23 protein-coding genes, 1 tRNA gene and 1 pseudogene are annotated in these 24,439 nt (G+C 69.7%); 7 read left to right on the forward strand and 18 right to left on the reverse strand.

Features of this window, described 5'->3' with window-relative positions; genetic code table 11:
• Positions 1-219 precede the first annotated feature (219 nt).
• The gene (locus tag ABZZ74_RS36645) at positions 220-2,502 is read left to right on the forward strand and encodes a (Fe-S)-binding protein (RefSeq protein WP_356772479.1); all 2,283 of its coding nucleotides are present in this window, start codon (positions 220-222) and stop codon (positions 2,500-2,502) included.
• An 81-nt stretch (positions 2,503-2,583) separates the two neighbouring features.
• Here the strand turns inward: ABZZ74_RS36645 and ABZZ74_RS36650 are convergent, their stop codons facing one another.
• From ABZZ74_RS36650 to ABZZ74_RS36665, 4 genes are all read right to left on the reverse strand, one after another.
• The gene (locus ABZZ74_RS36650; RefSeq protein ID WP_356772481.1) at positions 2,584-2,910 is read right to left on the reverse strand and encodes an antibiotic biosynthesis monooxygenase; all 327 of its coding nucleotides are present in this window, start codon (positions 2,908-2,910) and stop codon (positions 2,584-2,586) included.
• 24 nt (positions 2,911-2,934) lie between these two features.
• A complete protein-coding gene (locus tag ABZZ74_RS36655) occupies positions 2,935-3,471 on the reverse strand; it encodes a GNAT family N-acetyltransferase (RefSeq protein WP_356772483.1) in 537 nt (178 codons plus the stop codon).
• Between the two features lie 104 nt (positions 3,472-3,575).
• The gene (locus tag ABZZ74_RS36660) at positions 3,576-4,064 is read right to left on the reverse strand and encodes a hypothetical protein (RefSeq protein WP_356772485.1); all 489 of its coding nucleotides are present in this window, start codon (positions 4,062-4,064) and stop codon (positions 3,576-3,578) included.
• Between the two features lie 256 nt (positions 4,065-4,320).
• Entirely contained in the window at positions 4,321-4,746 is a 426-nt protein-coding gene (locus ABZZ74_RS36665) for a VOC family protein (protein WP_356772487.1), read from the reverse strand.
• Positions 4,747-5,055: 309 nt separating this feature from the next.
• Between ABZZ74_RS36665 and ABZZ74_RS36670 the strand changes: the two genes are divergently transcribed.
• From ABZZ74_RS36670 to ABZZ74_RS36680, 3 genes are all read left to right on the forward strand, one after another.
• Positions 5,056-5,205: a hypothetical protein gene (locus ABZZ74_RS36670; protein ID WP_356772489.1), complete on the forward strand. Its 150-nt coding sequence runs from the start codon at positions 5,056-5,058 to the stop codon at positions 5,203-5,205.
• 146 nt (positions 5,206-5,351) lie between these two features.
• Positions 5,352-6,833: an FG-GAP and VCBS repeat-containing protein gene (locus ABZZ74_RS36675; protein ID WP_356772491.1), complete on the forward strand. Its 1,482-nt coding sequence runs from the start codon at positions 5,352-5,354 to the stop codon at positions 6,831-6,833.
• A gap of 76 nt (positions 6,834-6,909) precedes the next feature.
• Positions 6,910-7,896, forward strand: a complete 987-nt coding sequence (locus tag ABZZ74_RS36680; protein ID WP_356772493.1) for a Yip1 family protein — start codon at positions 6,910-6,912, stop codon at positions 7,894-7,896.
• Positions 7,897-7,916: 20 nt separating this feature from the next.
• Here the strand turns inward: ABZZ74_RS36680 and ABZZ74_RS36685 are convergent, their stop codons facing one another.
• The 4 genes from ABZZ74_RS36685 to dcd all read right to left on the reverse strand — a co-directional run bounded on the left by ABZZ74_RS36685 (position 7,917) and on the right by dcd (position 10,185).
• On the reverse strand, positions 7,917-8,135 hold the full coding sequence (locus tag ABZZ74_RS36685; protein WP_356772495.1) for a hypothetical protein: 219 nt from the start codon (positions 8,133-8,135) through the stop codon (positions 7,917-7,919).
• Between the two features lie 196 nt (positions 8,136-8,331).
• Positions 8,332-8,985 carry a DUF6518 family protein gene (locus ABZZ74_RS36690; RefSeq protein WP_356772497.1) on the reverse strand — a complete coding sequence of 218 codons (654 nt, stop codon included), beginning with the start codon at positions 8,983-8,985 and terminating at the stop codon, positions 8,332-8,334.
• A gap of 118 nt (positions 8,986-9,103) precedes the next feature.
• Entirely contained in the window at positions 9,104-9,613 is a 510-nt protein-coding gene (locus tag ABZZ74_RS36695) for a phosphoribosyltransferase (protein WP_356772499.1), read from the reverse strand.
• Positions 9,610-10,185 carry a dCTP deaminase gene (gene dcd / locus ABZZ74_RS36700; RefSeq protein WP_133044131.1) on the reverse strand — a complete coding sequence of 192 codons (576 nt, stop codon included), beginning with the start codon at positions 10,183-10,185 and terminating at the stop codon, positions 9,610-9,612. Before dcd ends, ABZZ74_RS36695 begins: the two co-directional genes overlap by 4 nt.
• A 515-nt stretch (positions 10,186-10,700) precedes the next feature.
• Here dcd and ABZZ74_RS36705 point away from each other — a divergent pair.
• Positions 10,701-10,774 (forward strand) — tRNA-Gly (locus tag ABZZ74_RS36705).
• Between the two features lie 591 nt (positions 10,775-11,365).
• Here the strand turns inward: ABZZ74_RS36705 and ABZZ74_RS36710 are convergent.
• Positions 11,366-12,061 (reverse strand): hypothetical protein, encoded by a 696-nt coding sequence (locus ABZZ74_RS36710; protein ID WP_356772500.1) that lies wholly within the window; start codon positions 12,059-12,061, stop codon positions 11,366-11,368.
• Between ABZZ74_RS36710 and ABZZ74_RS36715 the strand changes: the two genes are divergently transcribed.
• Complete coding sequence (locus ABZZ74_RS36715; protein WP_356772501.1) at positions 12,060-12,338, forward strand: hypothetical protein; 279 nt, start codon at positions 12,060-12,062, stop codon at positions 12,336-12,338. The genes ABZZ74_RS36710 and ABZZ74_RS36715 overlap by 2 nt on opposite strands.
• A 104-nt stretch (positions 12,339-12,442) precedes the next feature.
• On the opposite strand, the gene ABZZ74_RS36720 is transcribed toward ABZZ74_RS36715, so the two are convergent.
• Positions 12,443-13,351 carry a LysR family transcriptional regulator gene (locus tag ABZZ74_RS36720; RefSeq protein ID WP_356772502.1) on the reverse strand — a complete coding sequence of 303 codons (909 nt, stop codon included), beginning with the start codon at positions 13,349-13,351 and terminating at the stop codon, positions 12,443-12,445.
• Between the two features lie 139 nt (positions 13,352-13,490).
• Here ABZZ74_RS36720 and ABZZ74_RS36725 point away from each other — a divergent pair, with 139 nt between their 5' ends.
• Positions 13,491-14,294 (forward strand): SDR family NAD(P)-dependent oxidoreductase, encoded by an 804-nt coding sequence (locus ABZZ74_RS36725; protein ID WP_356772504.1) that lies wholly within the window; start codon positions 13,491-13,493, stop codon positions 14,292-14,294.
• Positions 14,295-14,352: 58 nt separating this feature from the next.
• Here ABZZ74_RS36725 and ABZZ74_RS36730 read toward each other — a convergent pair whose 3' ends face one another.
• The 8 genes and pseudogenes from ABZZ74_RS36730 to araB all read right to left on the reverse strand — a co-directional run bounded on the left by ABZZ74_RS36730 (position 14,353) and on the right by araB (position 24,372).
• Complete coding sequence (locus ABZZ74_RS36730; RefSeq protein ID WP_356772506.1) at positions 14,353-15,060, reverse strand: DUF4232 domain-containing protein; 708 nt, start codon at positions 15,058-15,060, stop codon at positions 14,353-14,355.
• A gap of 410 nt (positions 15,061-15,470) precedes the next feature.
• Complete coding sequence (locus ABZZ74_RS36735) at positions 15,471-17,432, reverse strand: protein kinase (RefSeq protein ID WP_356772508.1); 1,962 nt, start codon at positions 17,430-17,432, stop codon at positions 15,471-15,473.
• A gap of 105 nt (positions 17,433-17,537) precedes the next feature.
• Positions 17,538-17,654 carry an acyl-CoA dehydrogenase family protein gene (locus ABZZ74_RS36740; protein ID WP_356772510.1) on the reverse strand — a complete coding sequence of 39 codons (117 nt, stop codon included), beginning with the start codon at positions 17,652-17,654 and terminating at the stop codon, positions 17,538-17,540.
• 512 nt (positions 17,655-18,166) lie between these two features.
• Positions 18,167-20,179 (reverse strand): S9 family peptidase, encoded by a 2,013-nt coding sequence (locus ABZZ74_RS36745; protein ID WP_356772512.1) that lies wholly within the window; start codon positions 20,177-20,179, stop codon positions 18,167-18,169.
• Between the two features lie 94 nt (positions 20,180-20,273).
• Positions 20,274-20,405: pseudogene (locus ABZZ74_RS36750) on the reverse strand (DNA-binding protein); the annotation flags it as partial.
• 23 nt (positions 20,406-20,428) lie between these two features.
• Positions 20,429-21,163 carry an L-ribulose-5-phosphate 4-epimerase AraD gene (gene araD / locus ABZZ74_RS36755; RefSeq protein ID WP_356772514.1) on the reverse strand — a complete coding sequence of 245 codons (735 nt, stop codon included), beginning with the start codon at positions 21,161-21,163 and terminating at the stop codon, positions 20,429-20,431.
• Between the two features lie 14 nt (positions 21,164-21,177).
• A complete protein-coding gene (gene araA, locus ABZZ74_RS36760; protein ID WP_356772516.1) occupies positions 21,178-22,695 on the reverse strand; it encodes an L-arabinose isomerase in 1,518 nt (505 codons plus the stop codon).
• A gap of 21 nt (positions 22,696-22,716) precedes the next feature.
• On the reverse strand, positions 22,717-24,372 hold the full coding sequence (gene araB / locus ABZZ74_RS36765) for a ribulokinase (RefSeq protein WP_356772518.1): 1,656 nt from the start codon (positions 24,370-24,372) through the stop codon (positions 22,717-22,719).
• Between the last annotated feature and the right edge of the window lie 67 nt (positions 24,373-24,439).

The raw sequence follows: 24,439 nt of genomic DNA on the forward strand, positions 1-24,439 counted from the left end.
AGTTAGGGGCGAATGTAGCAATTTGGTACGAATAACACGATCGGATCGTGTGGGACCTTTGAGGTCACCCTCAGCGACGCAGATCACCGCACCGCTGACTACAGTGCGGCGGAGAATATGGGTAGTCTCAGACGGACTGCATAAGTTACCGCTTAGTAATCTCGGGGAATCCGCTGAGAGACCCCGCAGAACCCCCTCGCAGGCCCGAGGAGCCCCGAAATGCAACTCGCCGCGATCATCGTGTCGCTGGTACTCGCCGTGGTCGGCGTGGCGCTGTTCGGCCGTGCCATCGCTCAGATCTACCGCTTCGTACGCCTCGGCCAGGACGTGCCCGCGGGAACCCGCACCGACGACTGGACCGCCCGCACCGCCACGGTGATCCGGGAGTTCCTCGGCCATACCCGGATGAACCGCTGGGGTGTCGTCGGCGTCGCCCACTGGTTCGTCGCGGTCGGCTTCTTCTCCCTGGTGCTCACCCTGGTCAACGCCTTCGGCCAGCTCTTCCAGGCCGACTGGGCGCTGCCGGTCATCGGGCACTGGCTGCCGTACGAGCTGTTCGTCGAGTTCATCGGCACCATGACGTCCCTGGGCATCCTCACCCTGATCGTCATCCGGCAGCTGAGCCACCCGCGGCGGCCCGGGCGCAAGTCACGGTTCGCGGGCTCCAACTTCGGCCAGGCCTACTTCGTCGAGTCGGTCATCCTCATCATCGGCCTCGCGATCATGACCCTGCGGGGCCTGGAGGGCGCGCTCGCCGGCGTGCACCACTACGAGGCCGCCTACTTCGCCTCGTACCCGCTGGTGCTCGCGTTCAAGGGCCTGAGCGTCTCCACCCTGCAGAACCTGATCTACCTCACGGCGATGATCAAGATCGGGACGTCCTTCATCTGGATGATCACGGTCTCCCTCATGACCGACATGGGCATCGCCTGGCACCGCTTCCTCGCCTTCCCGAACATCTGGTTCAAGCGCAACGCCAACGGCGAGACCTCGCTGGGCGCGCTGCTGCCGATGACGAGCGGCGGCAAGCCGATCGACTTCACCGACCCCGGTGACGACGACGTCTTCGGCGTCAGCCAGGTGGAGCAGTTCTCCTGGAAGGGCCTGCTGGACTTCTCCACCTGCACCGAGTGCGGCCGCTGCCAGTCGCAGTGCCCCGCCTGGAACACGGGCAAGCCCCTCTCCCCCAAGCTCCTGATCATGTCCCTGCGCGACCACGCGCACGCCAAGGCGCCCTACCTGCTCGCGGGTGGCGGCAAGTCCATGGAGGGCGAGGAGAAGGCGTCTCCCGAGGTTTTGAAGGACGTGCCTGCCGCGGCGTTGGCGGAGGCCGAGCGGCCGCTGATCGGCACCGCCGAGGAGAACGGCGTCATCGACCCGGACGTCCTGTGGTCCTGCACCACCTGCGGCGCCTGCGTCGAGCAGTGCCCGGTGGACATCGAGCACATCGACCACATCGTCGACATGCGCCGCTACCAGGTGATGATCGAGTCCGCGTTCCCGTCCGAGGCGGGCACGATGCTCAAGAACCTGGAGAAGAAGGGCAACCCCTGGGGCCTGGCCAAGAAGCAGCGCCTGGAGTGGCTCAAGGAGGTCGAGTTCGAGGTCCCGGTCGTCGGCCAGGACATCGAGGACCTCACCGAGGTCGAGTACCTGTACTGGGTGGGCTGCGCGGGCTCCCTCGAAGACCGCGCCAAGAAGACGACCAAGGCCTTCGCCGAGCTGCTCCACATCGCGGGCGTCAAGTTCGCGATCATGGGCGGCGACGAGAAGTGCACCGGTGACTCCGCCCGCCGCCTGGGCAACGAGCCCCTGTTCCAGGAGCTCGGCATGGAGAACGTCATGGCGCTGAACATGGCGTTCGGCGAGGAGCTGGACGACGACGGCAAGGTGGTCCCCGAGTCCGCCAAGCCCAAGTCGGCGAAGAAGATCGTCGCGACCTGCCCGCACTGCCTGAACACGATCGGCAACGAGTACCCGCAGCTCGGCGGCGACTACGAGGTCATCCACCACACCCAGCTGCTGCAGCACCTCGTCGACGAGGGCAAGCTGGTCCCGGTCACCCCGGTCGAGGGCATCATCACGTACCACGACCCCTGCTACCTGGGCCGCCACAACAAGATCTACACGCCTCCGCGCGAGATCATCGCGAACGTCCCGGGCCTCCGGAACGAGGAGATGCACCGCCACAAGGAGCGCGGTTTCTGCTGCGGCGCCGGTGGTGCGCGGATGTGGATGGAGGAGCGGATCGGCAAGCGCATCAACAACGAGCGCGTCGACGAGGCCCTCTCCCTCAACCCCGACATCGTCTCCACGGCCTGCCCGTTCTGCCTGGTCATGCTCACGGACTCCGTGAACGGCAAGAAGAACGACGGCAAGGCGAAGGAGTCGATCCAGGTCGTCGACGTCGCCCAGCTCCTGCTGGACTCCGTCAAGACCCCGGCAGACCCGGCGGGCGAGGAGGCTGCGGAGACCGCGCCGGAGCCCGAGCCGGTCAAGTAGCCCGCACGAACAGGCCGGCGCCCCCTGTCTCGCACGAGACAGGGGGCGCCGCTTTTCTCTGTCTACGGCTATGTCCAGGGTCTACGCGCCCTTCGGACCCGCCGACTGCACCACGTCGAACGACCACAGGGTCGCCCCGGAGGCCGCGGGCTTCGGCCGCTCCCCACCCTCGGAGCCGCCCTGGTGCGCGGACTTCATCGACCCCTCCATCCACGCCTGGAACGACTCCTCGTCCCGCCACCGCGTGTACACGAGGTACTGATCGGTTCCCTCGACCGGCCGCAGCAGTTCGAACCACTCGAACCCGTCGGACCCCTCCACGGCATGGGCCCGCGAGGCAAACCGCTTCTCCAACACCTCCCGCTGCTCGGCGGGCACGGTCAGCACGTTGATCTTGACGACGCTCATGGGCTCATCCTGCCGCAGGGTGGGTCAGGAGGGCGTGAGCGGGGATCGCATGCCGAGCCATTGTTCGGCGCCCCAGGCCTCGAACCGCTCCACCTCGCTGAACCCCAGCTTCACCGCGAGCCGCATCGAGCCGAGGTTGGCGGTCTGGGTGGCGAGCACCACCGGCTCACCGGGAAGCACGCCGTCGAGCCAGCCGAGCGCGGCCGCACACGCCTCGCCTGCGTACCCGAATCCCCATGCCCGGGGCAGGAAGAGGTACCCGAGCTCGGCCTTGCCCACGGCAGCCGGACGACTGCGTCCCGTCGCTCTCCTGAGCAGGATCTGGCCGACCATCGACCCGTCGAGATCGACAACGAAACTCCCGGGCCACCGTTCGGGCACCTCAGGCAGCTCGCGCTCGAGCTCACCACGCGGCCGAGGACCGCCGAGGTAGGTATGGACCTCCGGCGAGGCAAGCAACTCGATGAACGCCCCACGGTCCCGAGCGTCGGACTCACGGAGCACAAGCCTTTCAGTCCGGATCGGCTCAGGCGGCCAGGCGACAGGTCCCAGATCTTCCATCCGTGCACGCTAACCAGTACTGAAAGCAGCTGAACGGGAAACGCTCACCTCCGCCTGGATCCGAGACTCGGCGTCAACCGCAGGGGGATGCTCGGCATGCCGGGCTAGTAACGCAGGGCCCTGGCGACGTCCGTGCGGACGGGGCCGGACAGCTTGCGGTTGCTGTGGGCGGTGGCCTTGCCGTCCTTCCCCGCTGCGACATCGTTGAGCGTCACCACGCTGGTGTCCAGGAGGTTGCCCGCCTGGTCGCGGAAGTCGACCTGGACCGCGAACGACTTCGCCGAGTCCGCGCTGTTGTGCGCACGCACCGCTACGGTGCTCCGCCCGTCGGCGTCCGTGGCCGGGGTGCCCAGGTGTACGTCGTCCTTGGCGTCGATCCCGTTCTGCACGTCCTCCAGGCGCCGTCTGGCCTCGGCCGATGCCGAAGCCAGCGCGGAAGCACCCTGCGAGGCCAGCGACGGCACGGCGGAGGCGACCGCCGAGGCCGCCGAGGACGCCACTGAGGAGGCGACGGACGAGGCCACGGAGGAGGCGATGGAGGCAGCCTTGCTGCGGGTCGACGCCGTCCCCGAACTGTCGGAGCAACCGGTCATGCCGGCCACGGCACAGGCCAACAGCAGCGCGGTAGCACCACACCGCGTGCTTCTCGTCCTCAGACGCCCTGCCATGTCTTCTCCCCTGCTGGACCGGTGGTTACCGACTCCCAGTCAAGGACGCCCGGCCGGTGACCGCACGCCGCACGGGTCCGCGCCGACGCACTTCACCCGGATGGCGCGACGCCGCCCGCCACCCGCAGTCTCCCGATCCCTGGGCCGGCACGAATCACCCCTCGCGGGTGAGACACCTCGCTCAGACCACCGGCTCCCCGATCGCCAGCAGGTTGCCCTCGCTGTCGTGGAACCAGGCGCCGCGTTCGCCGCGGTAGCCCTTGCTCGGGTAGTTCCCCTCGACCTCGGCGATACCGCCCACGGTCCGCAGCCCGGGTACGTCCACCTCCTCGAACTCCACTCCGCGCCGCCGGAGTTCGGCGACCACCGCCTCGATGTCCGCCACCTCCCAGGCCATCTGCGTGAACGTGCCGGGCGAGGCCCCCGTCGACCGGAAGACCACGAAGTCCACCCCGCCGCACCGGTACAGCAGCCCGCCGGGCCGCTCGTCCACGGGCTCGAGCCCGAGCACCTCGGCGTAGAAGCGCCGGGCCCGGTCCAGGTCCTGTGCGGGCAGCCGGGTGGCCACCTTCCCCCGGGTCAGGAACATCCGTCCGTCTGTGTCCATGTCTCCACTGTGCCGTCTCCCACCGGCACCGGCCTGAGAGGATCACCGGGACCGTACGGATACGACCGCACGGATACGACCGCACGGATACGACCGCACGCATGCGGCTGCGCCGGTCCGAGAAGAACGGCCGCCGGAAGCGCGACGGAGGCGGCGACGGCGACCAAGGGCGACCAGGGGGCGGCCGGAAGGCGGGGCCGGCACAACAGGGGCTCACCGAAATCCCGTACAACCCTTGCGCCTCATAGGTGGTCTCCTCATCGCGACACCGCGCGATCCCGGGATCATTCGCGACTCTTGGAGCCCTTCTTGCCCAGCCGTACCCCCGGCGCCGGCCTGCCGGCCGCCGCTCTGGCCATCGCCGCCCTGGCGCCGAAGGAGGCGGGAGCGGTCGTCACGGCCGGAGAGCCGGGCTGCCTCGGCGGCCGCCCGTACGGCGGCGCCGCACTCACCGGCTGACCGGCTCCGGCTCCGGCTCCCTCACGTCGTCCGCTGCCCGAAGCCTCGCCGGCTGACGCCTTCCGGCCACCACGGCCCCGTACCGCCACCGCCCCACACGACCGGGGATGCCCGTCCGGTGTCCCCGCACGCCGCAGGAGAACCTGATGCACAAGCCCCTGAGACTCGCCCTCGCGACGGCCACCGCCGTCGCGCTGACGGGCGGGCTGGTCACCGTCACGGCCGCCACCGCGACCGCCGCCGACTCCGTCCACGTCCGGCAGGCCGACTTCAACGGCGACGGGATCGGCGACATCGCCACCTCCGCGTACACCGCGTACGTCAGCGGTCACAAGAACGCCGGTCAGGTCGTCGCGCTCTACGGCACCGCCACCGGCGTCTCCTCCGCCAAGCGCACCACGATCAGCCAGGACACCACCGGCGTCCCGGGCGCCGCCGAGGCCGGCGACGAGTTCGGCGCGGCGCTGGCGTACGCCGACTTCAACCACGACGGCTACGACGACCTCGCTGTCGGCTCCCCGGGCGAGAAGGTCGGCACCGACACCAACGGCGGCTCCCTGGTCATCCTGCTGGGCTCCCGAAGCGGCCTCACCGGCAAGAGCGTCAACGTCCCCGACCCGGCCCCCTCCGCCCACGACTTCTGGGGCATGAACCTGGCGGCCGGCGACTTCGACGGCGACGGCAAGGCCGACCTGGCCGTCGGCAGCTCCTCCAACGTCCTCTACGTCTACAAGGGCGGCTTCACCAACAGCGGTACGCCGGGCGGCCGTTACACCATCAAGCCGCCGATCGAGGCGGGCAGCAACGATTCCCCGTACGGCCCGATGCACCTGACCGCGGGCGACGTCAACGGCGACGGCCGCACCGACCTGATCGTCGACGGCTACGAGACGAGGACCTCCCGGCACTGGAACACCAACTACTGGATCCCCGGCACCGCGAGCGGTCTGAGCGTCTCCGGCGCCAAGACCCTGAAGACCGGCGTCGTCACCGGCGTGGGCGACATCAATGGCGACGGTTACGGCGACATCGTCAGCGGCGCCTCCTGGGACGCCACCGCCAGTGACGGCGCCACGATCCCGGACTCCGCCAAGGGCGGCAAGGTGAACATCACCTATGGCTCCGCGTCCGGGCCGGGCCGCACCAGCGGCCTCACCCAGGACACCGGCAACGTCCCCGGCGCCTCGGAGACCGGCGACGGCTTCGGCTGGGATCTCGACCTCGGCGACGTCAACGGCGACGGCTTCCAGGACCTGGCGGTCAGCTCCCCGAACGAGGACCTGAACGGCGTCACCAACACCGGTACGGTCACCGTCCTGTACGGCTCCGCCGCCGGTCTCAACACCACGTCCGGCATGCAGAACCTCGCCCAGAGCACGCCCGGCGTCCCCGGCGACGACGAGAAGAGCGACCTGTTCGGCGCCGACGTCAAGCTCGACGACGTCACCGGCGACGGCAAGGCCGACCTGGTGGTGGGCTCGTACGAGAACGGCGGCGACGGAGCCATCACCTACCTGCCCTCCAACGGCACGAAGATCACCACGACCGGCTCCCGCGCCTTCTCCGCGAGCGCGTCCGGCGTCTCCACCACCGGAACCCCGCAGTTCGGGGCCCTGTTCGCCGACTGATCCGCACCAGCCGGAGATCGGCCGTCCCGCCCCTTGTGGATCTCCCTAGGGGGCGCCTTTACCTTCCCCTTAGGGGATGTCACAGCTCGGCAGCAAAGCCGGGCCCGAACCGCCGGGCCCGGCACGTCACTCTGCGGGACCGGGTACGTTCGAAGGCGTGGCTGGATTCAGGATCGGACGCGGCGCCCGGAACAACGGCGCTCCGCAAACGCGACCGCAACAACCCCCGTACGGACAGCAGGCGCCGCAGGGGCCGTCGTACGGCTACCCGCCCGCGCCGCCGCAGCCGTACCCCTACCAGGGACAGGGCCAGGGGAACAGGCAGGGGCAGTACGGAGGTGGTTACGGCGGCGGCCGGGACGAACCCGAGTACTTCGGTGACGGCGGCTACGCCCCGCAGGGCGGCCCCGACCCGTACGCGGCCAACAACCCGGGCCACACCCAGTCGTTCTCGGTGGGTGAGGACCCGTACAACCAGGGCGAGACCTATCGCGCGGGCTCGGCGCCGGCCGGACCGATCGGTCCCCGGCTGCACTGGAAGGACCTGCTGAGGGGGATCGTCCTCGCCCCCAACCAGACCTTCCTCCAGATGCGCGACTACACGATGTGGGGCCCGGCCCTCGTCGTGACGTTCTTCTACGGCCTGCTGGCGGTCTTCGGCTTCGACGGCGCCCGGTCGGACGCGATCAACGCGACCCTCTCCAACGCGGTGCCGATCGTCCTGACGACCGCCGTGGCGATGGTGATCTCCGCCTTCGTCCTGGGCGTGGTGACCCACACGCTCGCCCGTCAGCTGGGCGGCGACGGCGCCTGGCAGCCCACGGTCGGCCTCTCCATGCTGATCATGTCCATCACCGACGCGCCCCGGCTGGTCTTCGCCATGTTCTTCGGCGGTGACGCGACGTTCGTCCAGGCCCTGGGCTGGGCGACCTGGGTCGCGGCCGGCGCCCTGCTGACCATGATGGTCAGCCGCTCCCACGACCTGCCCTGGCCGAAGGCCCTGGGCGCGAGCGCGATCCAGCTGATCGCCCTGCTGTCGATCGTCAAGCTGGGGACGTTCTAGCAGCGCCTCGGCGGGGGGTGTCAGGTTTCCGGATCCCAGCGCTCCGGTCCCACTCCCCGCCAGTCGATCCACGGCGACTCGGCCGCCTCCGCCGGATCGATCTCCAGACCGGCACGGCGGAGGAACTCCGCCAGGTCGACCAGGCTGTGGGCCAGGCCGAGGATCTCCCCGTCCACGCGGACACGCCGGCCACCGGTGGGTGACGGCGGAAGCACGATCACGCGAATCGGTCCGGACATGCCTTCAGGATCATCCGGTATGTACGGCCCCGCACTCCGGCCTGTCATGCAAGGCTCCCTTCGCCACTTCGCTTGGTGTGCGCCCTCGGCTCCACCCTCGGCGAATTATCGCTCATATGTTCGATTCAAACACCACGCCTGTACCTGTTCGAGACAGGGGTATGTGTTGCGAGGGCGAGCATCGTGGGCCGGAGGGTCAGGCGGACACCGCCCGAAGAGGCAGGACGACGATCGCGTAGGCGACGATCGCGCAGGGCACGGCAGCCGCCAGGGTGAACGCGCGCTCGCGGTGCGTGCGGGCCATGAGGAGCGGGACCAGGGCGAAGGCGGCGAAGCAGGCCCAGGCCTGGGACGCGCGATGAAGGTCCCAGGCGGCCGTCACCCCCTCCATCCCGAAGAGCCCGGCGAACGCGGCCAGGCCGACCACTCGTACCCGCGCGCCCTCGCCGCGTCGCCACCAGTGGCCCGCGACACCGAACAGCGGTCCGGCCAGGCACGCCATGCCGAGCCAGACGAGCGGGAAGAGCAGGTCACCCATGCCGTCCCGGCCGAACTCGGCGTAGCCGTAGTACCCCACGACGAGTCCGACCTCCGCACCGAGCCCCCCGACAGCGGCCAGGCGGACCGTGCCCCGCCCGGCGAGCAGGGCTCCGCCGACGAACGCCACGGCCGACCAGACGGCACCCGAGTTGGCGAGCTGGTTCCACCCGGCCGGGAGCCACCCCTGAGCCAGGTTGGTGAGCACGCCGAGCAGCACCCCACCAACCGCCGCCGCAGCCACCGCGGCGACCCGGGCACCGGTACCACCGCTCCGTACCGCCGACTCGTCGGGTATCGCAGTCGCCGCCATGCCGACCTCCACGCTCGCACACCGCACTCCTCTTACGAGCGCGCACTATACACACAACGTATACGCGCGGTGTATAGACGCCCGGATCCCAGGCCGGGACGGCGAGCCCTCGCTCGCCTCAGAGCGCTTCGTTCGACGGAGTGACGGGCTCGCCCGACTTACGCACCACGGGCAGGACGCTCCACGGGAAGTTGATCCAGTCGTCCGTGCGCTTCCACACGTACTCGCACTTCACCAGCGACTGCGACTTCTCGTAGATGACGGCGGAGCGGACCTCGGCGACGGCGTCGAGGCAGAAGTCGTGGACCAGTTTCAGGGTCTTGCCGGTGTCGGCCACGTCGTCGGCGATCAGCACCTTCTTGTCGGTGAAGTCGATCGCGTTGGGGACGGGCGCCAGCATCACCGGCATGTCGAGCGTCGTCCCCACGCCGGTGTAGAAATGCACATTCACCAGGTGGATGTTCTTGCAGTCCAGGGCGTAGGCGAGCCCGCCGGCGACGAAGACGCCGCCGCGGGCGATGCTCAGGACGATGTCAGGTTCGTAGCCGTCGTCGGCGATGGCCTGCGCGAGCTCGCGGACGGCCGTGCCGAAAGCCTCGTAGGTGAGGTTCTCGCGCGGGGCGCTCATACCTGCGTCCGGTGGAAGTTGAGGAAGGAACGGGAGGCGGTGGGGCCGCGCTGGCCCTGGTACCGGGAGCCGTACCGCTCGCTGCCGTAGGGGAACTCTGCGGGCGAGGAGAGGCGGAACATGCACAGCTGGCCGATCTTCATGCCGGGCCACAGCTTGATGGGGAGCGTCGCGAGGTTCGAGAGCTCCAGGGTGACGTGACCGGAGAAGCCGGGGTCGATGAAGCCGGCGGTGGAGTGGGTGACCAGTCCGAGCCGGCCGAGGGAGCTCTTGCCCTCCAGGCGCGAGGCGAGGTCGGTGGGGAGCGTGATGACCTCGTACGTCGAGGCCAGGACGAACTCGCCCGGGTGCAGGATGAACGGCTCGTCGCCCTCCGGCTCCACGAGCCGGGTGAGGTCGACCTGCTCGACGGAGGGGTCGATGTGCGGGTACTTGTGGTTCTCGAACACCCGGAAGAACCGGTCCAGGCGTACGTCGACACTCGACGGCTGCACCATGGATTCGTCGTAGGGATCGATCACCACTCGCCCGGCGTCGATCTCGGCCCGGATGTCCTTGTCTGAGAGAAGCACGCCCCGAGGATACGCAAGGCGCGTGGACGGCCCACAATCCTGCCGCGCCACGCGCCTCACGTCCCGCCTGTTACCGCCGCGCGCTACCGCTTCTCGAGACTGACCGGCACGACACTGCGCAGCCGGGCACAGCGTGGACACCGCATCAGCCGACCGGGGCCGAGACGCTCGGCCTGCTGCATCGGGAACGAAGCGGTGCTGAAGACGTGCCCATCGGCACAGCGGACGACGGTGCGCTCCATCAAGTCCATGAGTCCCTTCCCCAAGAGCCGCGCCCGGATGCTGCTCACCGGACGACAAATGCCACATTACGGGATCAAAGGAACGGCTCTCCAGGCGGCACTCCGACCTCACCCGGACCCTCTCCCACCCCTCCACCGTACGCCCCAACTCCGGCGCCCCGCAGCCCCATCGCCCCCCTGAAACACACTCAGACCCCACGGCTTCGGCACCGGGGGTCTGGGATGAGGTAAGGTAACGATGCGTTCCGACACCGACCGCGATCGGTGTCTTACGCGGGTGTAGTTTAATGGTAGAACATCAGCTTCCCAAGCTGAGAGCGCGAGTTCGATTCTCGTCACCCGCTCCATGATGAAACCCCAGGTCAGTGACCTGGGGTTTGTTTGTTGTCTAGATCAATTCATGGGTGGTGTGCCCTCTGCGTGCCCTAAGAGGGCATCTGATCTAGTCGTTGGTAGTTCAGGGTGATTTTGTGACTGCCGGTGTTGGGGGTCGTTGAACGAGTCGTGAGTGTTCGTCGCCCGTACCGCAGTGATGTCTTCAATGCCCGATTGGCCTTGATCGAACCGGTCTTCACGGCTTGGCGAGCCGACCGGACGTGTCGGCGTTGATCACGGCCGCGGACACCTTGGGAGTGAGCAGTTCCAGCGCCTCCTCCCAGCGTTAGCGGTTGGCCCCGCCGCCGGCCATCGGCAGTTCCGTGGGCAGGGCGTCCAGATCGACAACGACGGTGTGCTCGGGCAGGAGGTCGGCGACGGCGGTACGGATGGCGCCGCGGCTGACCTGGTGGTCGCCGGCCAGGCCGACGATGGACTGGCCGCCCAGGTACGCGGCGCGTACGGCGGCGGCCTTCGCTACCGTGACGACCGGGCGGCATCCGCCCTTGTTGCCCTCGCTCCTTGTTGGGTGGGTTTCTTGGAGCGGGGTCGTGCGCGGGGTGTCAGTCGTTGAGGTGGACGGTGATCTCGTTCGGGTCCTTTCCGGTGAGGTAGGCGGCGCTCATGATGTAGGCGGTGTCGCCGCGCAGGGCGATGGGGGTCGGGCCCTGCGGCCCGTCGGCGGCGGTCAGGACGGTGGTGTGGGTGCCATCGGGTTGAACGAGGGCGACCTGGTCGACGGTGTCGAGGGCGGCCAGGATCTGGTCGCCGTGGCCGGTGAAGGCGAAGTCGTCGATGCCGGTCAGGTCGGTGGCGGTGATCTGGGCCGGGCCGGCGGTCCCGTCGGGGAGGATCGGGATGCGCGCGATGGTGCCCTTGTCCAGGTTGGTGGCCCAGATCGCGCCGTTGTGGACCTTCAGGCCGTTGGCGCCGAGGAATCCGGCCGGGGCCAGTGCGGGGTCGGTGGACCAAGCGGTGGCGGTGCCGCCGGTGGCGGGCACGCTCCAGACGGCGCCCTCGGAGTCGGTGATGTAGAGGGTGTGGGTGCGAGCGTCCAGCGCCAGGCCGTTGGGCAGGCTGTTCGCGGGCATCGCGGCGATCCGCTCGGGCCGGCCGCCGGCGTGCCACACGCCGGTGAGGTCGGTGGTGCCGGTGGCATACAGGAAGTACAGGGTCCCGTCGTGGTCCCGGGTGATGCCCACGGTCAGCGGGAAGCCCAGCGCCGGGGTGTGCACGCCGCCGCCGGCCGGCAGGGGCATGGTGGCAATCAACCTGGTGAAGACCACCCCGGCCCTCAGCGACTACGCCCACCGCATGTGGATGCGCCACCAGGACGCCCTCGCCCGCGCCATCGCCCAAGATCTCGGCGTCACACCCGACGACCTGCGTAGCGCAGCCCTGGCCCGGTTCGCCCTGGAGACCTCCGCCCTTGCCCAGCGCGCCGACGACCCCGAACAAGCCGTCGACGCCGCTTTCGACCTCCTCGAACACGGATGGAGCGCCCCGGCCCTGCGGTTCGTCGACGGCCGCGACTGACCTTGATCCCGGACGTCAGGCGGCGCGGCCCCTGGAGGGCGGCCCGTTCTCACAAAGGGGTACGCCTGCTGCACAAGCCCGTTCACTCCCATCAGGAGTGAGCGTCATGGCGCCGCACGAAGCTGTGCGGCCTCGCGGCGCAGTGCCCCCACGGTGGCCGTCACCTCGGGGGAGCGGTCGCGGACCGTGACGGCGACGACGGCTCGGCCGAGCCAGGCGGGGTCGTCGACTTGGACGACGCGGACTCCGGTGGGAACCGCGGCCGCGGCCACTTCGGGGAGTACGGCGATGCCGAGACCGGTGGCGACAAGGCCGAGGCGAGTGGGCCATTCGCGGGCTGCGTAGGCGATCCGCGGGCTGTCGAGGGTCGGCCAGGCGCCGAACTGGGGGTCGTCACGGAGGCCCTTGCCGACGATCCAGGGTTCGTCCCTCAGCTCGGTCACCGGGATGGTTCCGCGGCCGGCGAACCGGTGGTCGGCAGGGACGGCCAGCAGAAGGCCGCCGTCGAGGAGCAGGTCGCGGCGCAGTCCCTCGAAATCGTAGGCGGGCAGGTCCGGTCCCACGCCGATCACCGCGATGTCGATGCGGTGAGCGCGAAGCTGGCGAAGCTGCGTGGGCGAGGACGCCTCGCCGAACTCGACGATCAGACCCGGGTGGTCGTTTCCCAGGCGGGCCAAAGTCCTGGGGACGAGTACGGCGGCGGCCGAGGGGAACGCCGCGATGGCGACTCGTCCGGTGACGTGATCCTGAAGTCCGGCGAGGTCTGCGCTGACGGCGTCGATCTCGTTGAGGGCGGTGGCGGCTCGGCGGGCGAGCATCATGCCCGCGGGAGAGGGGGCCACCCCGCGGGCGCCCCGGACGAACAGCGGTGCGCCCGCGGCGGCTTCCATCGCCGCCACCTGACGGGACACCGCCGACTGCGTGTATCCGAGTGCGTCGGCCGCGGCGGTGAACGATCCGGTGTCGACCACTGCCTGGACGATGCGCAGACCGGTCAGGGTGAAGTCCGCCATGCCGTCATCCTGACACATTCCAAAACCGCATGTCTCTTATGTAAGACCTTCGCTGGTGGAATACCTGGATCAGCAGCACGCTGGAGGAGCAACAGCAGGCAATTCACGCACAGCAATTCATGCAAGGGGAGCACCATCCATGGCGAAGACGTGGTTCATCACGGGCAGTTCGAGGGGGTTCGGCCGCGAGTGGGCAGAAGCGGCGCTCGAACGCGGCGATCACGTCGCGGCGACGGCTCGGGACGTCAGCCTGCTGACCCCTCTGGTCGAGCGGTACGGGGACGCGGTACTGCCGGTCCGGCTCGACGTCACCGACCGCACCGCGGTGCACGAGGCAGTGCAGCTCGCCCACTCGCATTTCGGTTCGCTGGATATCGCGGTCAACAACGCCGGCTACGGGCATTTCGGCATGGTCGAGGAGTTGAACGAGGACGACCTCCGGGCTCAGATGGAGACCAATTTCTTCGGCGCCATGTGGGTCACGCAGGCCGTGCTGCCCGTCATGCGGTCGCAACGCTCGGGAAGGATCCTGCAAGTGACCAGCGAGGGAGGCGTACGTGCATTCCCCGGCATCGGTGCGTACCACGCCTCCAAGTGGGCTCTTGAGGGATTGTCGGAGTCCCTGGCGCAGGAAGTGGCAGCCTTCGGCATCCACATCACCAACGTCGAGCCCGGCCCCTATGCCACCGACTGGCTGGCTAGCGGGGCACGGCACAGTGAGCGGCACCCGGACTACACCGAAGTCCACGCGGCCACCGCGCAGGATTTCGAGGTGGGCGACCCGCGCGCGACCCGCGACGCGATCCTTCGGATCGCCGATGCGGAGCGGCCCCCGCTGAGGATCTTCCTCGGCAAGTCCTTCACCGACGTCGCCACTCTCTACGAGGAGCGCCTGAACACCTGGCGCCAGTGGCAGCCGCTCTCCCTGGCCGCGTTCGGTTGAGCGGCAGCGCGGGTGTCAGCGGTGGGCGGTCATATGGGCAACGGCGTGTCTGCTGGGCTTACTTGCCGGAGCCGACGTGGTAGCCGACCGGGTCGACGTAGACGTCCGGAGCGTTGCCGCTGGACGCGGCGATGGTGAAGGCGAGATCGTTGAGATTCACGATCTCCGAGACCTTCTCGTTGGGCGGGGTGACGTCGAGCCGGGTGTACTTCTTGCCGGAGCCGCTGGTGTCCGGGATGTAGCGGAGCAGGAAGCGGGTCTCCTCCCCGGGCCCGATGGTGACGGTGGACGCCGAGGCGTCGGTGCGGGCGGCGTCGGGCCCGGTGTCGCCCAGTCCATCGGGGCCCACGAGCTGGACGCCCGGGAAGCCGTGCATGCTGCACTTCTTGGAACCGGTGTTCTTCAGGTTGAGGACTATCTCGTTCTTGGTCCCGCTGGCGGAGGCGCTGAAGGCGAGATGGTCGGTCTTGCACATGGAGCTCGACGTCGAGGACTGGGTCTTGGCGGAGAGTTCGCTGCCCTTGCTGGAGCCTGTGGAGCCGGTGGAACCGGTGGAACCGGACGAGGAGAAACCTGAGGTCGAGCCCTGGCCGCCGGTGGAGGTGCCGCCAGTGGTGGAGGTGCCGCCGGTGGTGGAGCTGCTCGCGGTGGTGGACGCGCTGGTGTTGGCGGAAGCGCTCGATCCGTCGCTGCTGCCGCACGCGGTCAGCGAGAGGCCGGCAGCAGCGGCGATGAGGGCGAGGGCGGGCATCTTCTTGGCGCGCATCGGTACTCCTGGGAAGCAGTGTCGTATCGGCCGCTCGCTCCGGCTGGGCGGCCTCGGTTGCTTCATAGGAGGCCGGTGCCGGGCCATCCGTTGACGTCGGAGTTGCACCAAGACACCGCTGTGACAAGCGAGTTGACGCGCCGTTACGGGAAGCGGAGAAAAACGGACAGACCGGGCCCATCGCAACGGCTGCTGGGCCCTGAAGGCACACGCGGTGAAGTCGACCGCGTAACCACCCTGCCCTTCTCGCCGGTTTTGCGTCCCGCCAGGGGGTGTAGGGGTGTAGGGGTACCGGCAGACCAGCCGAACCTGGGCATCCGAAGGCCACAATCCACGCGGGCGGGCATGCCCGCGCCATGACGCGACTGTGAGGGGAGGGGCGACGTCGTGTCCACCCCTCGGCGGGGCCGTCAGGACCAGTGCCACACCTGGTTGGTGCTGCCCGCGCATCCGAAGCCCTGGACCCGCTGACCGTCCTGCCCGGAGGTGGAGGCTTCCGCGTCCAGACAGAAGCCGTCCGGGACGCTGACCAGCGTTCCGCCGCCGCCCAGCTGCCACGTCTGGGCACTCAGCCCGTCGCAGCTCGTGGCCTGTATCTCCTGGCCGTTCTGGCCGGTCGCGCCGGCGTCGGCGTCCAGGCAGAGATGGCTGCCCCGATTGACGACGCGGTACTGAGAGCCCTGGCCGGCCACACGGTACAAGGCCCACTTCTGGGCGTCCGTGCCGTTGCACCCCCACACCTGGACTTCCGAGCCGCGATTGTCGAGACACCGGGCGACCGAGGCGGCGTTGACACTCTCGGTCACCGTGACCGAGCCGGCCTGGACGGTTCCGCGGGGCAGGGCGTACAGGAGCTTCTTGGTCTGCGCGCCGACCTTGCCGTCGACGGTGAGGCCGGCCTCGGTCTGGAAGGCCCTGACCGCGGCGACGGTCGCGGCGTCGAAGTCCCCGCTGACCGGGACGTAGAGGCCATGGCCGTCGAGGAGGAGTTGCAGGGCCTTGACGCAGGCGCCGGTGGCTCCCGACGCGAGCTCGGCGGGGCACGCGGCGGTGCGAAGGTCCGGTGTCCCGGAACCCTGCGTGGTGGAGTCCTTCGTTGCCGCCGCACTCGGCGACTGTTTCGCCGCCTGGTCCGCCTGCGACGGGGACCACGTCGGCGCCTTATGTGAACTGCTGGGCGTGGAGGCCGAGTTGTCCGTCACGGTCGCCGACGTGTCCGGCCCGGGGGCGGCCGTCGCGGCGGAGTGGCTCTGCGGCAACAGTGCCACGGTGACGGCCGCGGCGACCGCGACACCCACCGTGGCGGCTGCGCCCACGATCAGCTTCCCGCGCCTCCCGGGAGCGGGGGTGGCAGGGGAATCGGAGGCGGCGGAACCGGCGGGAGGGTCCGCGGGTGGCGCGGGGGCGGCGGTGGGTGGTCCATCGAGCAGGGGTGCTTTCGGCGCGGACCGTACCGACCGCTCGGTCGGCGCGGGGAACTGGTGCCCGATGGCGGTCCGGAACACCGTCTCCGGTGAAGGGCGCGATTCGGGCTCCTTGTCCAGGCAGGTGCGGATGAACGCGGCCAGTTCCGTGTCGACGGCCGCCACCTTCTCGAGGACTTCCTCCTTCGGCGGTTCGAAGGCGACCCGGTGCAGGACGTCGACACCGGTGCCCTCACCGAACGGCGCCTGCCCCGTGACGGCGTAGGCGAGGGCGGAGGCCAGCGCGAAGATGTCGGAGGCAGCGGTCACCTCCTTGCCCCTGACCTGTTCCGGGGACATGAAGGCGGGGGTTCCCACGTTCTGGCCGGTGATGGTGATCGAGGTGCCGTCGGTGGCCTGGACGACTCCGAAGTCGATGACGCGGGCGCCGTCGGACGCCAGGATCACATTGGACGGCTTGAGGTCACGGTGGACGATCCCCGCGCGCCAGATGGCCTCGACCGCACGCCCCATGTCGGCCAGCAGCCGCCAGGCGGCCTGCGCGTCCATCGGCCCCCGCGCGTCGACGAGTTCGGCGAGTGTCGGCCCGGGGACGTACTCGGTGGCCACCCACACCAGGTCCTCGTCGCAACCGCTGCCCAGCAGCCGCACGATGTGCGCCCCCTGGACGCGGTCAAGCGCGCCGACCTCGCGCTCGAAACGCTTCCGGAACTGGGGGTCCTCCGCGTATTCGGGCCGGATCACCTTGACCGCCGCCAGGCCCGACCCGCCGATCGTGTCCTGGCCCAGATAGACCCGGCCCATCCCCCCGCTGCCGAGCACCGACATCAGGGCATACGGGCCGACCCGAGTGGGGTCGGTCTTCTTGAGCGGGACCGGAGGCGGGGGCTCCATGCCGGCCGCCTCGTAGGCGAGCGCGCTGGACCGGCCGTGGTGAGGGACAGACATGGGAATCCCGGTCTCTCGCGTGACATGTGCGACGTGCGCGACTGGTGTCGGTCAGCGTGGAGACTATCGCAACATGCTTTCTATAATGTCGAGTTGGCGTTCGAGTCAACTGCGTGCCGCATCGCCCAGCAGCGCCTGGGCGATGAACACCTGCTGGATCTGGCTGGCGCCCTCGTAGATACGGAACAGCCGTGCGTCGCGCTGGAAACACTCGAAGGCCACCCCGCGCATACAGCCCGCTCCGCCGTGGATCTGCTCTTGGTGTCCGCGCCCGAATCGAAGCCCCGGGCCACCTCCAGGACCGTGGCCCGGCCGGCGTAGTAGTACACCTCGTCCTCTGGGGTGTACAGGTGATACGGCGGGGCTTCGCTGACGGGACAACCACGGTGAACAGCGGTGTGAAGCCAACCCTTCAAACTGCACCCCGGCGACGTACTTGCAGGTCAGAAGCCATGCCGCCACCCAAGCGCCGTCGCTTCCCAAGCTGAGAGCGCGAGTTCGATTCTCGTCACCCGCTCCATAACCAGGGCCCAGGTCAGAGACCTGGGCCTTGTCTGTTGTCTAGTCCAATTCGATGCCACATGCCCTTCGCGTGCCAAGTCGGCAGGTAGTGGCTGCACCCCAGAAGGACGGCTGCCGCCGTCGGCACGGATCGGAAAGCGAGACGATGCCAGCGGCGAGTAGTGCCCAAAAGCGGGGATCCCGCCTCGTCGAAGGCCGGCGCCTGCCCGCGGTCACAGCAGTCCGGGTCGCTGCCACTCGGCACCGAGGACGTGGTGGTCGAGGAAGTTCAGGAACGCCTCGTACCAGACCTGGATGTGGCCCGGGGAGAGGATCCAGTGGTTCTCGTCCGGGAAGTACAGGTACTTCGCAGGCACCTCGAACCGCTGCAGATCCTGGAAGAGCGCGGCGCCCTGGCCGACCGGCACGCGGTAGTCCTTCGCGCCGTGGATGACCAGCATCGGCGTACGGATCTTCGCGGCGTCCAGGTACGGGGAGTGCGCCTCGTAACGCTCGGGCCGGGTCACCGGGTCCCCGAAGATGCACTGGAAGTACCAGGGCATGTCGGTGTCGCCCTGGAAGGACCGCAGGTCCCACAGGCCCGCGTGACTCACGATCGCCTTGAACCGATCGGTGCGCGTGGCGACCCGGTTGGCCATGTAGCCGCCGTAGGAGCCGCCCCCGAGCGCGGTGCGCGCGGCATCGATGTCGTAACGGGCCTCGGTTGCGTCGGTCAGCGCCATCACGTCCGTGTACGGGACCCCGCCCCACTGCCCCCAGCCGCGCCGGTGGCCCTGCTGACCGTAGCCGGTCGACAGGGCCGGGTCGGGCAGCAGCACCGCGTAGCCGCGGGCCGCGAACGGCCACGGGTTCCACCGCCAGGTCCAGCCGTTCCAGCTGCCCTGCGGCCCGCCGTGCACGGCGACGAGCAGCGGCGCGGGGTTCTCGGCCGACGCGCCCTCGGGCAGCACGAGCCAGCCGCGCAGCCGGTACCCGTCCACCGCGGTGGCGTGCACCTCGGTGAGGGTGCCCGGCAGCGCGTCGAACGCACCGGGGGCGGGCAGCTCGACCGGCGTCTGGTCGGCGACGCCGGCCTCGAACCTGACCGGCCGCGGCGGCGAGTCGATCGCGTTGCGCAGCGCGTACAGCGTCCGCCCGTCGGGGGCCACGCAGAGCGAGCCGTACGCGCCCGAGGCGGTGAGCCGGGTCACGGTGCCGTCCGTGTCCCGCCGGAAGACGGGCGCGTGCCCCTCCACATCGGCCACGAAGAAGAGGGCGTCGTCGACCGGCGAACAGATGGCGCCGACGGGCCAGTTGTCGAACCCGGGCAGCAGATCGACGGCCTCGCCGCCGTCCACGCCGACCCGGACGAGCGTCATGTCCATCGACTCGTCGTAAGTCGGCCACGTCATCCGCGAGCACACGACCGCCGAGCCGTCGTGCGTGAACACCGGCGCCTCGTAGAGGTGCTCCACATCGCCCAGGACGAAGACCTCCTCGCCGGTGGCCGCGTCTGCCACCACGACGGCGGTGCGGTTCTCGGCGGGCACCCGGCCGGGTACGAACCGGGTGTAGGCCACTCGCGTCCCGTCGGGCGACAGCGCCACGTCCCCGGGGCGCTCGAGGCCGACGCCCTGCCCGCCGGCGTCGACCACGGCGCCCTCGGCCCCCGCGCGCACGAAGGTGTGCTGTGCCTCGGGGCCGAGATCGCGGTCCCAGGCGCGGGTCGGCCCGGCCTCGTACAGGATGGCGGTGACCTTCGCGGCCTTGCGCGCCGTGCGCAGCTTGCCGTGCTCGTCGGCGTCGGCGGCCCCGGGCAGCAGCCCGGCGGTGTGGGCCAGCGCGCCGGAGTCCCGGGCGACGGTGAACGCGGTGATCCCGCCCGGGTGCCGGGCCACGACGGCGGCCTCACCACGCCCGGGCAGCGCCCACAGCGCGGCACCCTCGTGCTTGTCCTCCTCACTGTCGTCCTCGCGTTCCGACAGGAAGTACAGCACCCCGTCCGGGCCGAACGCGGGCCCGGACTCGCCCTTCCCCGACCGGGTCAGGCGCAGCGCCTCGCGCTCCCCGGCCGGATCGATCTCCCACAGCCCGGAAACAAACCTGGTCCGGTCCTCCGACAGCGTCTGCACGGCGGCGACGAGACGGCCTCCGTCGGCGGACAGCGCAAGGGAGTTGACGCGAGCCTGGGCGAGGAACGCGGGCAGGTCGTGGAAGGCGGTCGTGCCACCGGCGATCGCAGACATGCGGACGATTCTTGCTCGCGAAGGAGGCGGTGAACAGCGGTTTACGGGCGCCGCCCGCCATGATCGGCCGGACAGGTCCTTTAAGCGCCTCGGCTCAGACCTTCTCCGAACTCACGCGTGGGTGCTCGGCGGTGAGCAGCCCGATGTCTTCCACATCGGAAGTCAGGATCGTCACCCGGCTTGGATGCTGCAGGGCGGTCGCGCACAGCATGGCGTCGATGGCGTACACGCGGCTTCTGTGCATCGCCGTCACCGGGTCGCCGGGGCCGCCGGGGTCGTCGGATTGCCGTAGTAGGCGTCGGGGCCGTGCTTGCGGGTGTAGTGGCGCTCCAGGAGGTGACGGGGTGGCGGAGTCGTCGGTGAGAGGGACATGGTGTGGAGGGCGATGTCGGCGACCGCCTCGCAGATGATCGCGTGTTCCAGGGACTTGCGGGCGGTGGCCCCCCAGGTGAAGGGGCCGTGGCCCGCGACGAGGGCGGCGGGGACCTCGACGGCCCGCTGGTCGTCGCCGTCGAGGAGGTCCACGATGACGTGGCCGGTGTTGTACTCGTAGTCCTTCGCGCACTCCTCCTTCGTGAGGTCGCGGGTGACGGGCACGGGGCCGTTGAAGGTGTCGGCGTGGGTGGTGCCGAGGACGGGGATGTCCTGGCGGGCCTGGGCGAAGGCGACCGCGTGGGTGGAGTGGGTGTGGGTCACGCCGCCGAGGGACGGGAACGCCAGGTACAGGCAGCGATGGGTCTCGGTGTCGGTGGACGGGCGCAGGTGGCCCCCGACCACCGCGCCGTCGGACAGGCGGACCGTCACCAGGTCGTCGATGGTGAGGGCCTCGTAGGGGACCCCGGAGGGCTTGATGACGAACACGCCCGCCTCGCGGTCGACCCCGCTGACGTTTCCCCAGGTCAGGGTCGCCAGGCCGACCTGGGGGATGGCGAGGTTCGCCTCCAGTACCTCTTCGCGCAGGCCCTCCCGGACAACTGTGGTCATCGTGATCTCCTTCGTCACAGGGCCTGGGCGAGGCGGTGGTAGGCGGCGTTCCAGCGGATTTCCTTGGCGAACTGCTCGGTGGTGGTGTTCTCGTCGATGGTGAGCAGCTCGACGCCGGTCATGGCGGCGTAGTCGGTCAGGGTCTCGACGTCGACCGCCGAGCTGAGCACGGTGTGGTGCGGGGCGCCGGCGAGCAGCCAGCTCTCCGCCGATTCCGCCAGGGACGGACGTGGCTTCCATACGGCCCGGGCGACCGGCAGGCGGCGCAGGGGTTCGCTGGGGGCGACGACGTCGACGGCGTTGGCGGTGAGGCGGAAGCGGTCGCCGAGGTCGGAGAGGCCGACGACCACGGCGGGCCCTTCGGAGGCGTTGAAGACCAGGCGGACCGGGTCCTCGCGGCCGCCGATGGACAGGGGGTGGATCTCGCCGCGGGGGCGGTCGGCGGCCACCGAGGGGCAGACCTCCAGCATGTGGGCGCCGAGGACGCGCGGGGTGCCGGGGCCGAGGTGGTAGGTGTAGTCCTCCATGAAGGTGGTGCCGCCGGGCAGCCCCGCGCCCATGACCTTCATCGTGCGCAGCAGCGCGGAGGTCTTCCAGTCGCCCTCGCCGCCGAAGCCGTAGCCGTCGGCCATCAGGCGCTGGACGGCGATGCCGGGGAGTTGGCGCAGGCCGCCGAGGTCCTCGAAGTTGGTGGTGAAGGCGGTGAAGCCGCCGTCGGTGAGGAAGGCGCGCAGGCCGAGTTCGAGACGGGCCGCGTACAGCAGCGAGTCGTGGCGGATGCCGCCGGAGCGCAGGGCCGGGACGACGTCGTACGACTCGACGTACTCGTCGGTGAGTTCGGCGGCTGCCTTGTCCTCGATGTCGTCGACCACGGCGACCAGGTCGTTGACGGCGTAGGTGTTGACGGAGAAGCCGAACCGCAGCTGGGCCTCCACCTTGTCGCCCTCGGTGACCGCGACGTCGCGCATGTTGTCGCCGAAGCGGGCGAGCCGCAGCGTGCGCGAGGCGTGGCGGCCGACGGCGGCGCGGGCCCAGGCGGCGACGCGTCTGACGACCCTCGGGTCGGTCGCGTGACCGGCGACGATCTTGCGGTCGACGCCGACGCGGGACTCGATGTGCCCGAACTCCCGGTCGCCGTGAGCGGCCTGGTTGAGGTTCATGAAGTCCATGTCGATGCTCGGCCAGGGCAGCGACAGGTTGTACTGGGTGTGCAGGTGCAGCAACGGCCGGTCCAGGGCGCTGAGTCCGGCGATCCACATCTTCGCCGGGGAGAAGGTGTGCATCCAGACGATCACGCCCACGCAGGTGTCGGATGCGCTCGCCTCCTGGCACATCCGGCGAATCGACTCGGCGTCCGTGAGGACCGGCTTCCACACGATCCTGACCGGGACCTTCCCGGGGCGGCCGAGGGTCTCGGAGATGCTGCGGGACTGGTCGGCGACCTGGCGCAGCACATCGTCGCCGTACAGGCCCTGGCTTCCGGTGAGGAACCAGATCTCCTGGCTGTCGTAGGGCCTTTCGGAAGTGGTCATGAGGGTTCCCTTCACAGTGGGTCAGGCGGAGGCTTCGGCGCGGATGCGGCGCAGGCGGTGCATGACGTCGTTGGTGCCGCGGCCGAAGTAGTCGTGGAGCAGGCGGTACTCGGAGTAGAGGCGCTCGTAGGCCGCCGCACGCTGCGGGTCCGGCAGGTAGACCCGGCGGCGCACCTTGCCCATGGCGTGGGCCGCGGCGCGGATGTCGGGGTACGCACCGGCGGCGACGGCGGCGTGCATCGCGGCGCCGAGGGCCGGACCCTGGGTGGAGCCGATGATGCTCAGCGGGCGGTTGGTGACGTCGGCGTAGATCTGCATGAGCAGGGCGTTCTTCGTCAGGCCGCCCGCGATGATCAGTTCCCGCACCGGTACGGCGGCGGACTCGAAGGCGTCGATGATGGTGCGGGTGCCGAAGGCGGTGGCCTCCAGCAGGGCGCGGTAGATGTCCTCGGGGCGGGTGGAGAGCGTCTGGCCGATGAGCAGGCCGCTGAGGTCGTGGTCGACCAGGACCGAGCGGTTGCCGCTGTGCCAGTCGAGGGCGAGGAGTCCGTGTTCGCCGACCTTCTGTCCGGCCGCGAGGGCGGTCAGGTACTCGTGCGCGGTCTGGCCGGCCGCGGCGGCGCGCTCCGCGTACTCGGCGGGCAGGCCCGTGCGTACGAACCAGCCGAAGATGTCGCCGACGCCGCTCTGCCCGGCCTCGTAGCCCCAGAGCCCGGGGAGGATGCCGCCGTCCACGACCCCGCACATGCCGGGCACGACACCCTGCTGGTCGGAGCTCATCACATGGCAGGTGGAGGTGCCCATGATGGCGACCATCTGGCCGGGTTCCACGGCGACCGCCGCCGGGGCGGTGACATGGGCGTCGACGTTGCCGACGCAGACCGTGATGCCCTCCCGCAGCCCGGTCCAGGCTGCGGCCTCGGCAGTCAACACCCCGGCGGGATCGCCGAGTTGGCCGATCGGATGGTCCAGCTTGTCGGTCACGAAATCGGCGAAGTCCGGGTGCAGCGCCGCCAGATACCCGGGCGACGGGTAACGCCCGTCCTGGTACTGGCCCTTGTAGCCTGCCGTGCAGGCGTTGCGGACGTACGTCCCGCACAGCCGCCACACGATCCAGTCGGCCGCCTCCAGCCAGCGCTCGGTGCGCCGGTAGACCTCGGGGTCCTCCTCCAGGACCTGGAGCGCCTTGGCGAACTCCCACTCCGAGGAGACCTTCCCGCCGTACCGCTCCAGCCATGGCTCCTTCATCTCGGCGGCCAGCGCGTTGATCCGGTCGGCCTGGCCCTGGGCTGCGTGGTGGCGCCACAGCTTGACGTAGGCGTGCGGGCGGTTCTCCAGGCCGGGGAGTTCGCACAGCGGCGTGCCGTCGGCGAGGACCGGCAGGACCGTGCAGGCGGTGAAGTCGGTGCCGATGCCGATGACTTGCTCCGGCCGTACTCCGGCGCGGGCGAGGGCCTCGGGAACGGCGTTGCGGAGCACGTCGATGTAGTCCGATGGCACCTGCAGGGCCCAGTCGGGGGGCAGCCGGGTGCCGTCGGGCAGGTTCCGGTCGAGGACGGCGTGGGCGTAGACGTGCTCCGCCGACGCCAGTTCCGCGCCGTCGCCGACCCGCACCACCACGGCACGGCCGGACAGGGTGCCGAAGTCGACGCCCACGACACAGGGTTCTTCAGACACGGGGCCACCCACCTCTCGTTCGGTATGACAGTCATGGTTCGGGATGCTGGACAGAAGGGTGGGGGCC

This window comes from Streptomyces sp. NPDC006476 (assembly GCF_040612015.1).
Classification (GTDB): Bacteria; Actinomycetota; Actinomycetes; order Streptomycetales; family Streptomycetaceae; genus Streptomyces; species Streptomyces griseorubiginosus_B.

What these genes read in the sequence shown, in the direction of transcription:
- ABZZ74_RS36645 (WP_356772479.1), top strand. Translation starts at nt 220, where the DNA reads ATGCAACTCGCCGCGATCATCGTGTCGCTGGTACTCGCCGTGGTCGGC.
- ABZZ74_RS36735 (WP_356772508.1), bottom strand. Translation starts at nt 17,432, where the DNA reads ATGTCTGTCCCTCACCACGGCCGGTCCAGCGCGCTCGCCTACGAGGCG.
- araA (WP_356772516.1), bottom strand. Translation starts at nt 22,695, where the DNA reads ATGACCACTTCCGAAAGGCCCTACGACAGCCAGGAGATCTGGTTCCTC.
- ABZZ74_RS36690 (WP_356772497.1), bottom strand. Translation starts at nt 8,985, where the DNA reads ATGGCGGCGACTGCGATACCCGACGAGTCGGCGGTACGGAGCGGTGGT.
- ABZZ74_RS36710 (WP_356772500.1), bottom strand. Translation starts at nt 12,061, where the DNA reads ATGCCCCTGCCGGCCGGCGGCGGCGTGCACACCCCGGCGCTGGGCTTC.
- ABZZ74_RS36730 (WP_356772506.1), bottom strand. Translation starts at nt 15,060, where the DNA reads ATGCGCGCCAAGAAGATGCCCGCCCTCGCCCTCATCGCCGCTGCTGCC.
- ABZZ74_RS36650 (WP_356772481.1), bottom strand. Translation starts at nt 2,910, where the DNA reads ATGAGCGTCGTCAAGATCAACGTGCTGACCGTGCCCGCCGAGCAGCGG.
- ABZZ74_RS36660 (WP_356772485.1), bottom strand. Translation starts at nt 4,064, where the DNA reads ATGACCGGTTGCTCCGACAGTTCGGGGACGGCGTCGACCCGCAGCAAG.
- ABZZ74_RS36655 (WP_356772483.1), bottom strand. Translation starts at nt 3,471, where the DNA reads ATGGAAGATCTGGGACCTGTCGCCTGGCCGCCTGAGCCGATCCGGACT.
- ABZZ74_RS36675 (WP_356772491.1), top strand. Translation starts at nt 5,352, where the DNA reads ATGCACAAGCCCCTGAGACTCGCCCTCGCGACGGCCACCGCCGTCGCG.
- ABZZ74_RS36680 (WP_356772493.1), top strand. Translation starts at nt 6,910, where the DNA reads ATGTCACAGCTCGGCAGCAAAGCCGGGCCCGAACCGCCGGGCCCGGCA.
- araD (WP_356772514.1), bottom strand. Translation starts at nt 21,163, where the DNA reads ATGACCACAGTTGTCCGGGAGGGCCTGCGCGAAGAGGTACTGGAGGCG.
- ABZZ74_RS36715 (WP_356772501.1), top strand. Translation starts at nt 12,060, where the DNA reads ATGGTGGCAATCAACCTGGTGAAGACCACCCCGGCCCTCAGCGACTAC.
- ABZZ74_RS36725 (WP_356772504.1), top strand. Translation starts at nt 13,491, where the DNA reads ATGGCGAAGACGTGGTTCATCACGGGCAGTTCGAGGGGGTTCGGCCGC.
- ABZZ74_RS36745 (WP_356772512.1), bottom strand. Translation starts at nt 20,179, where the DNA reads ATGTCTGCGATCGCCGGTGGCACGACCGCCTTCCACGACCTGCCCGCG.
- ABZZ74_RS36695 (WP_356772499.1), bottom strand. Translation starts at nt 9,613, where the DNA reads ATGAGCGCCCCGCGCGAGAACCTCACCTACGAGGCTTTCGGCACGGCC.
- ABZZ74_RS36665 (WP_356772487.1), bottom strand. Translation starts at nt 4,746, where the DNA reads ATGGACACAGACGGACGGATGTTCCTGACCCGGGGGAAGGTGGCCACC.
- ABZZ74_RS36720 (WP_356772502.1), bottom strand. Translation starts at nt 13,351, where the DNA reads ATGGCGGACTTCACCCTGACCGGTCTGCGCATCGTCCAGGCAGTGGTC.
- ABZZ74_RS36685 (WP_356772495.1), bottom strand. Translation starts at nt 8,135, where the DNA reads ATGTCCGGACCGATTCGCGTGATCGTGCTTCCGCCGTCACCCACCGGT.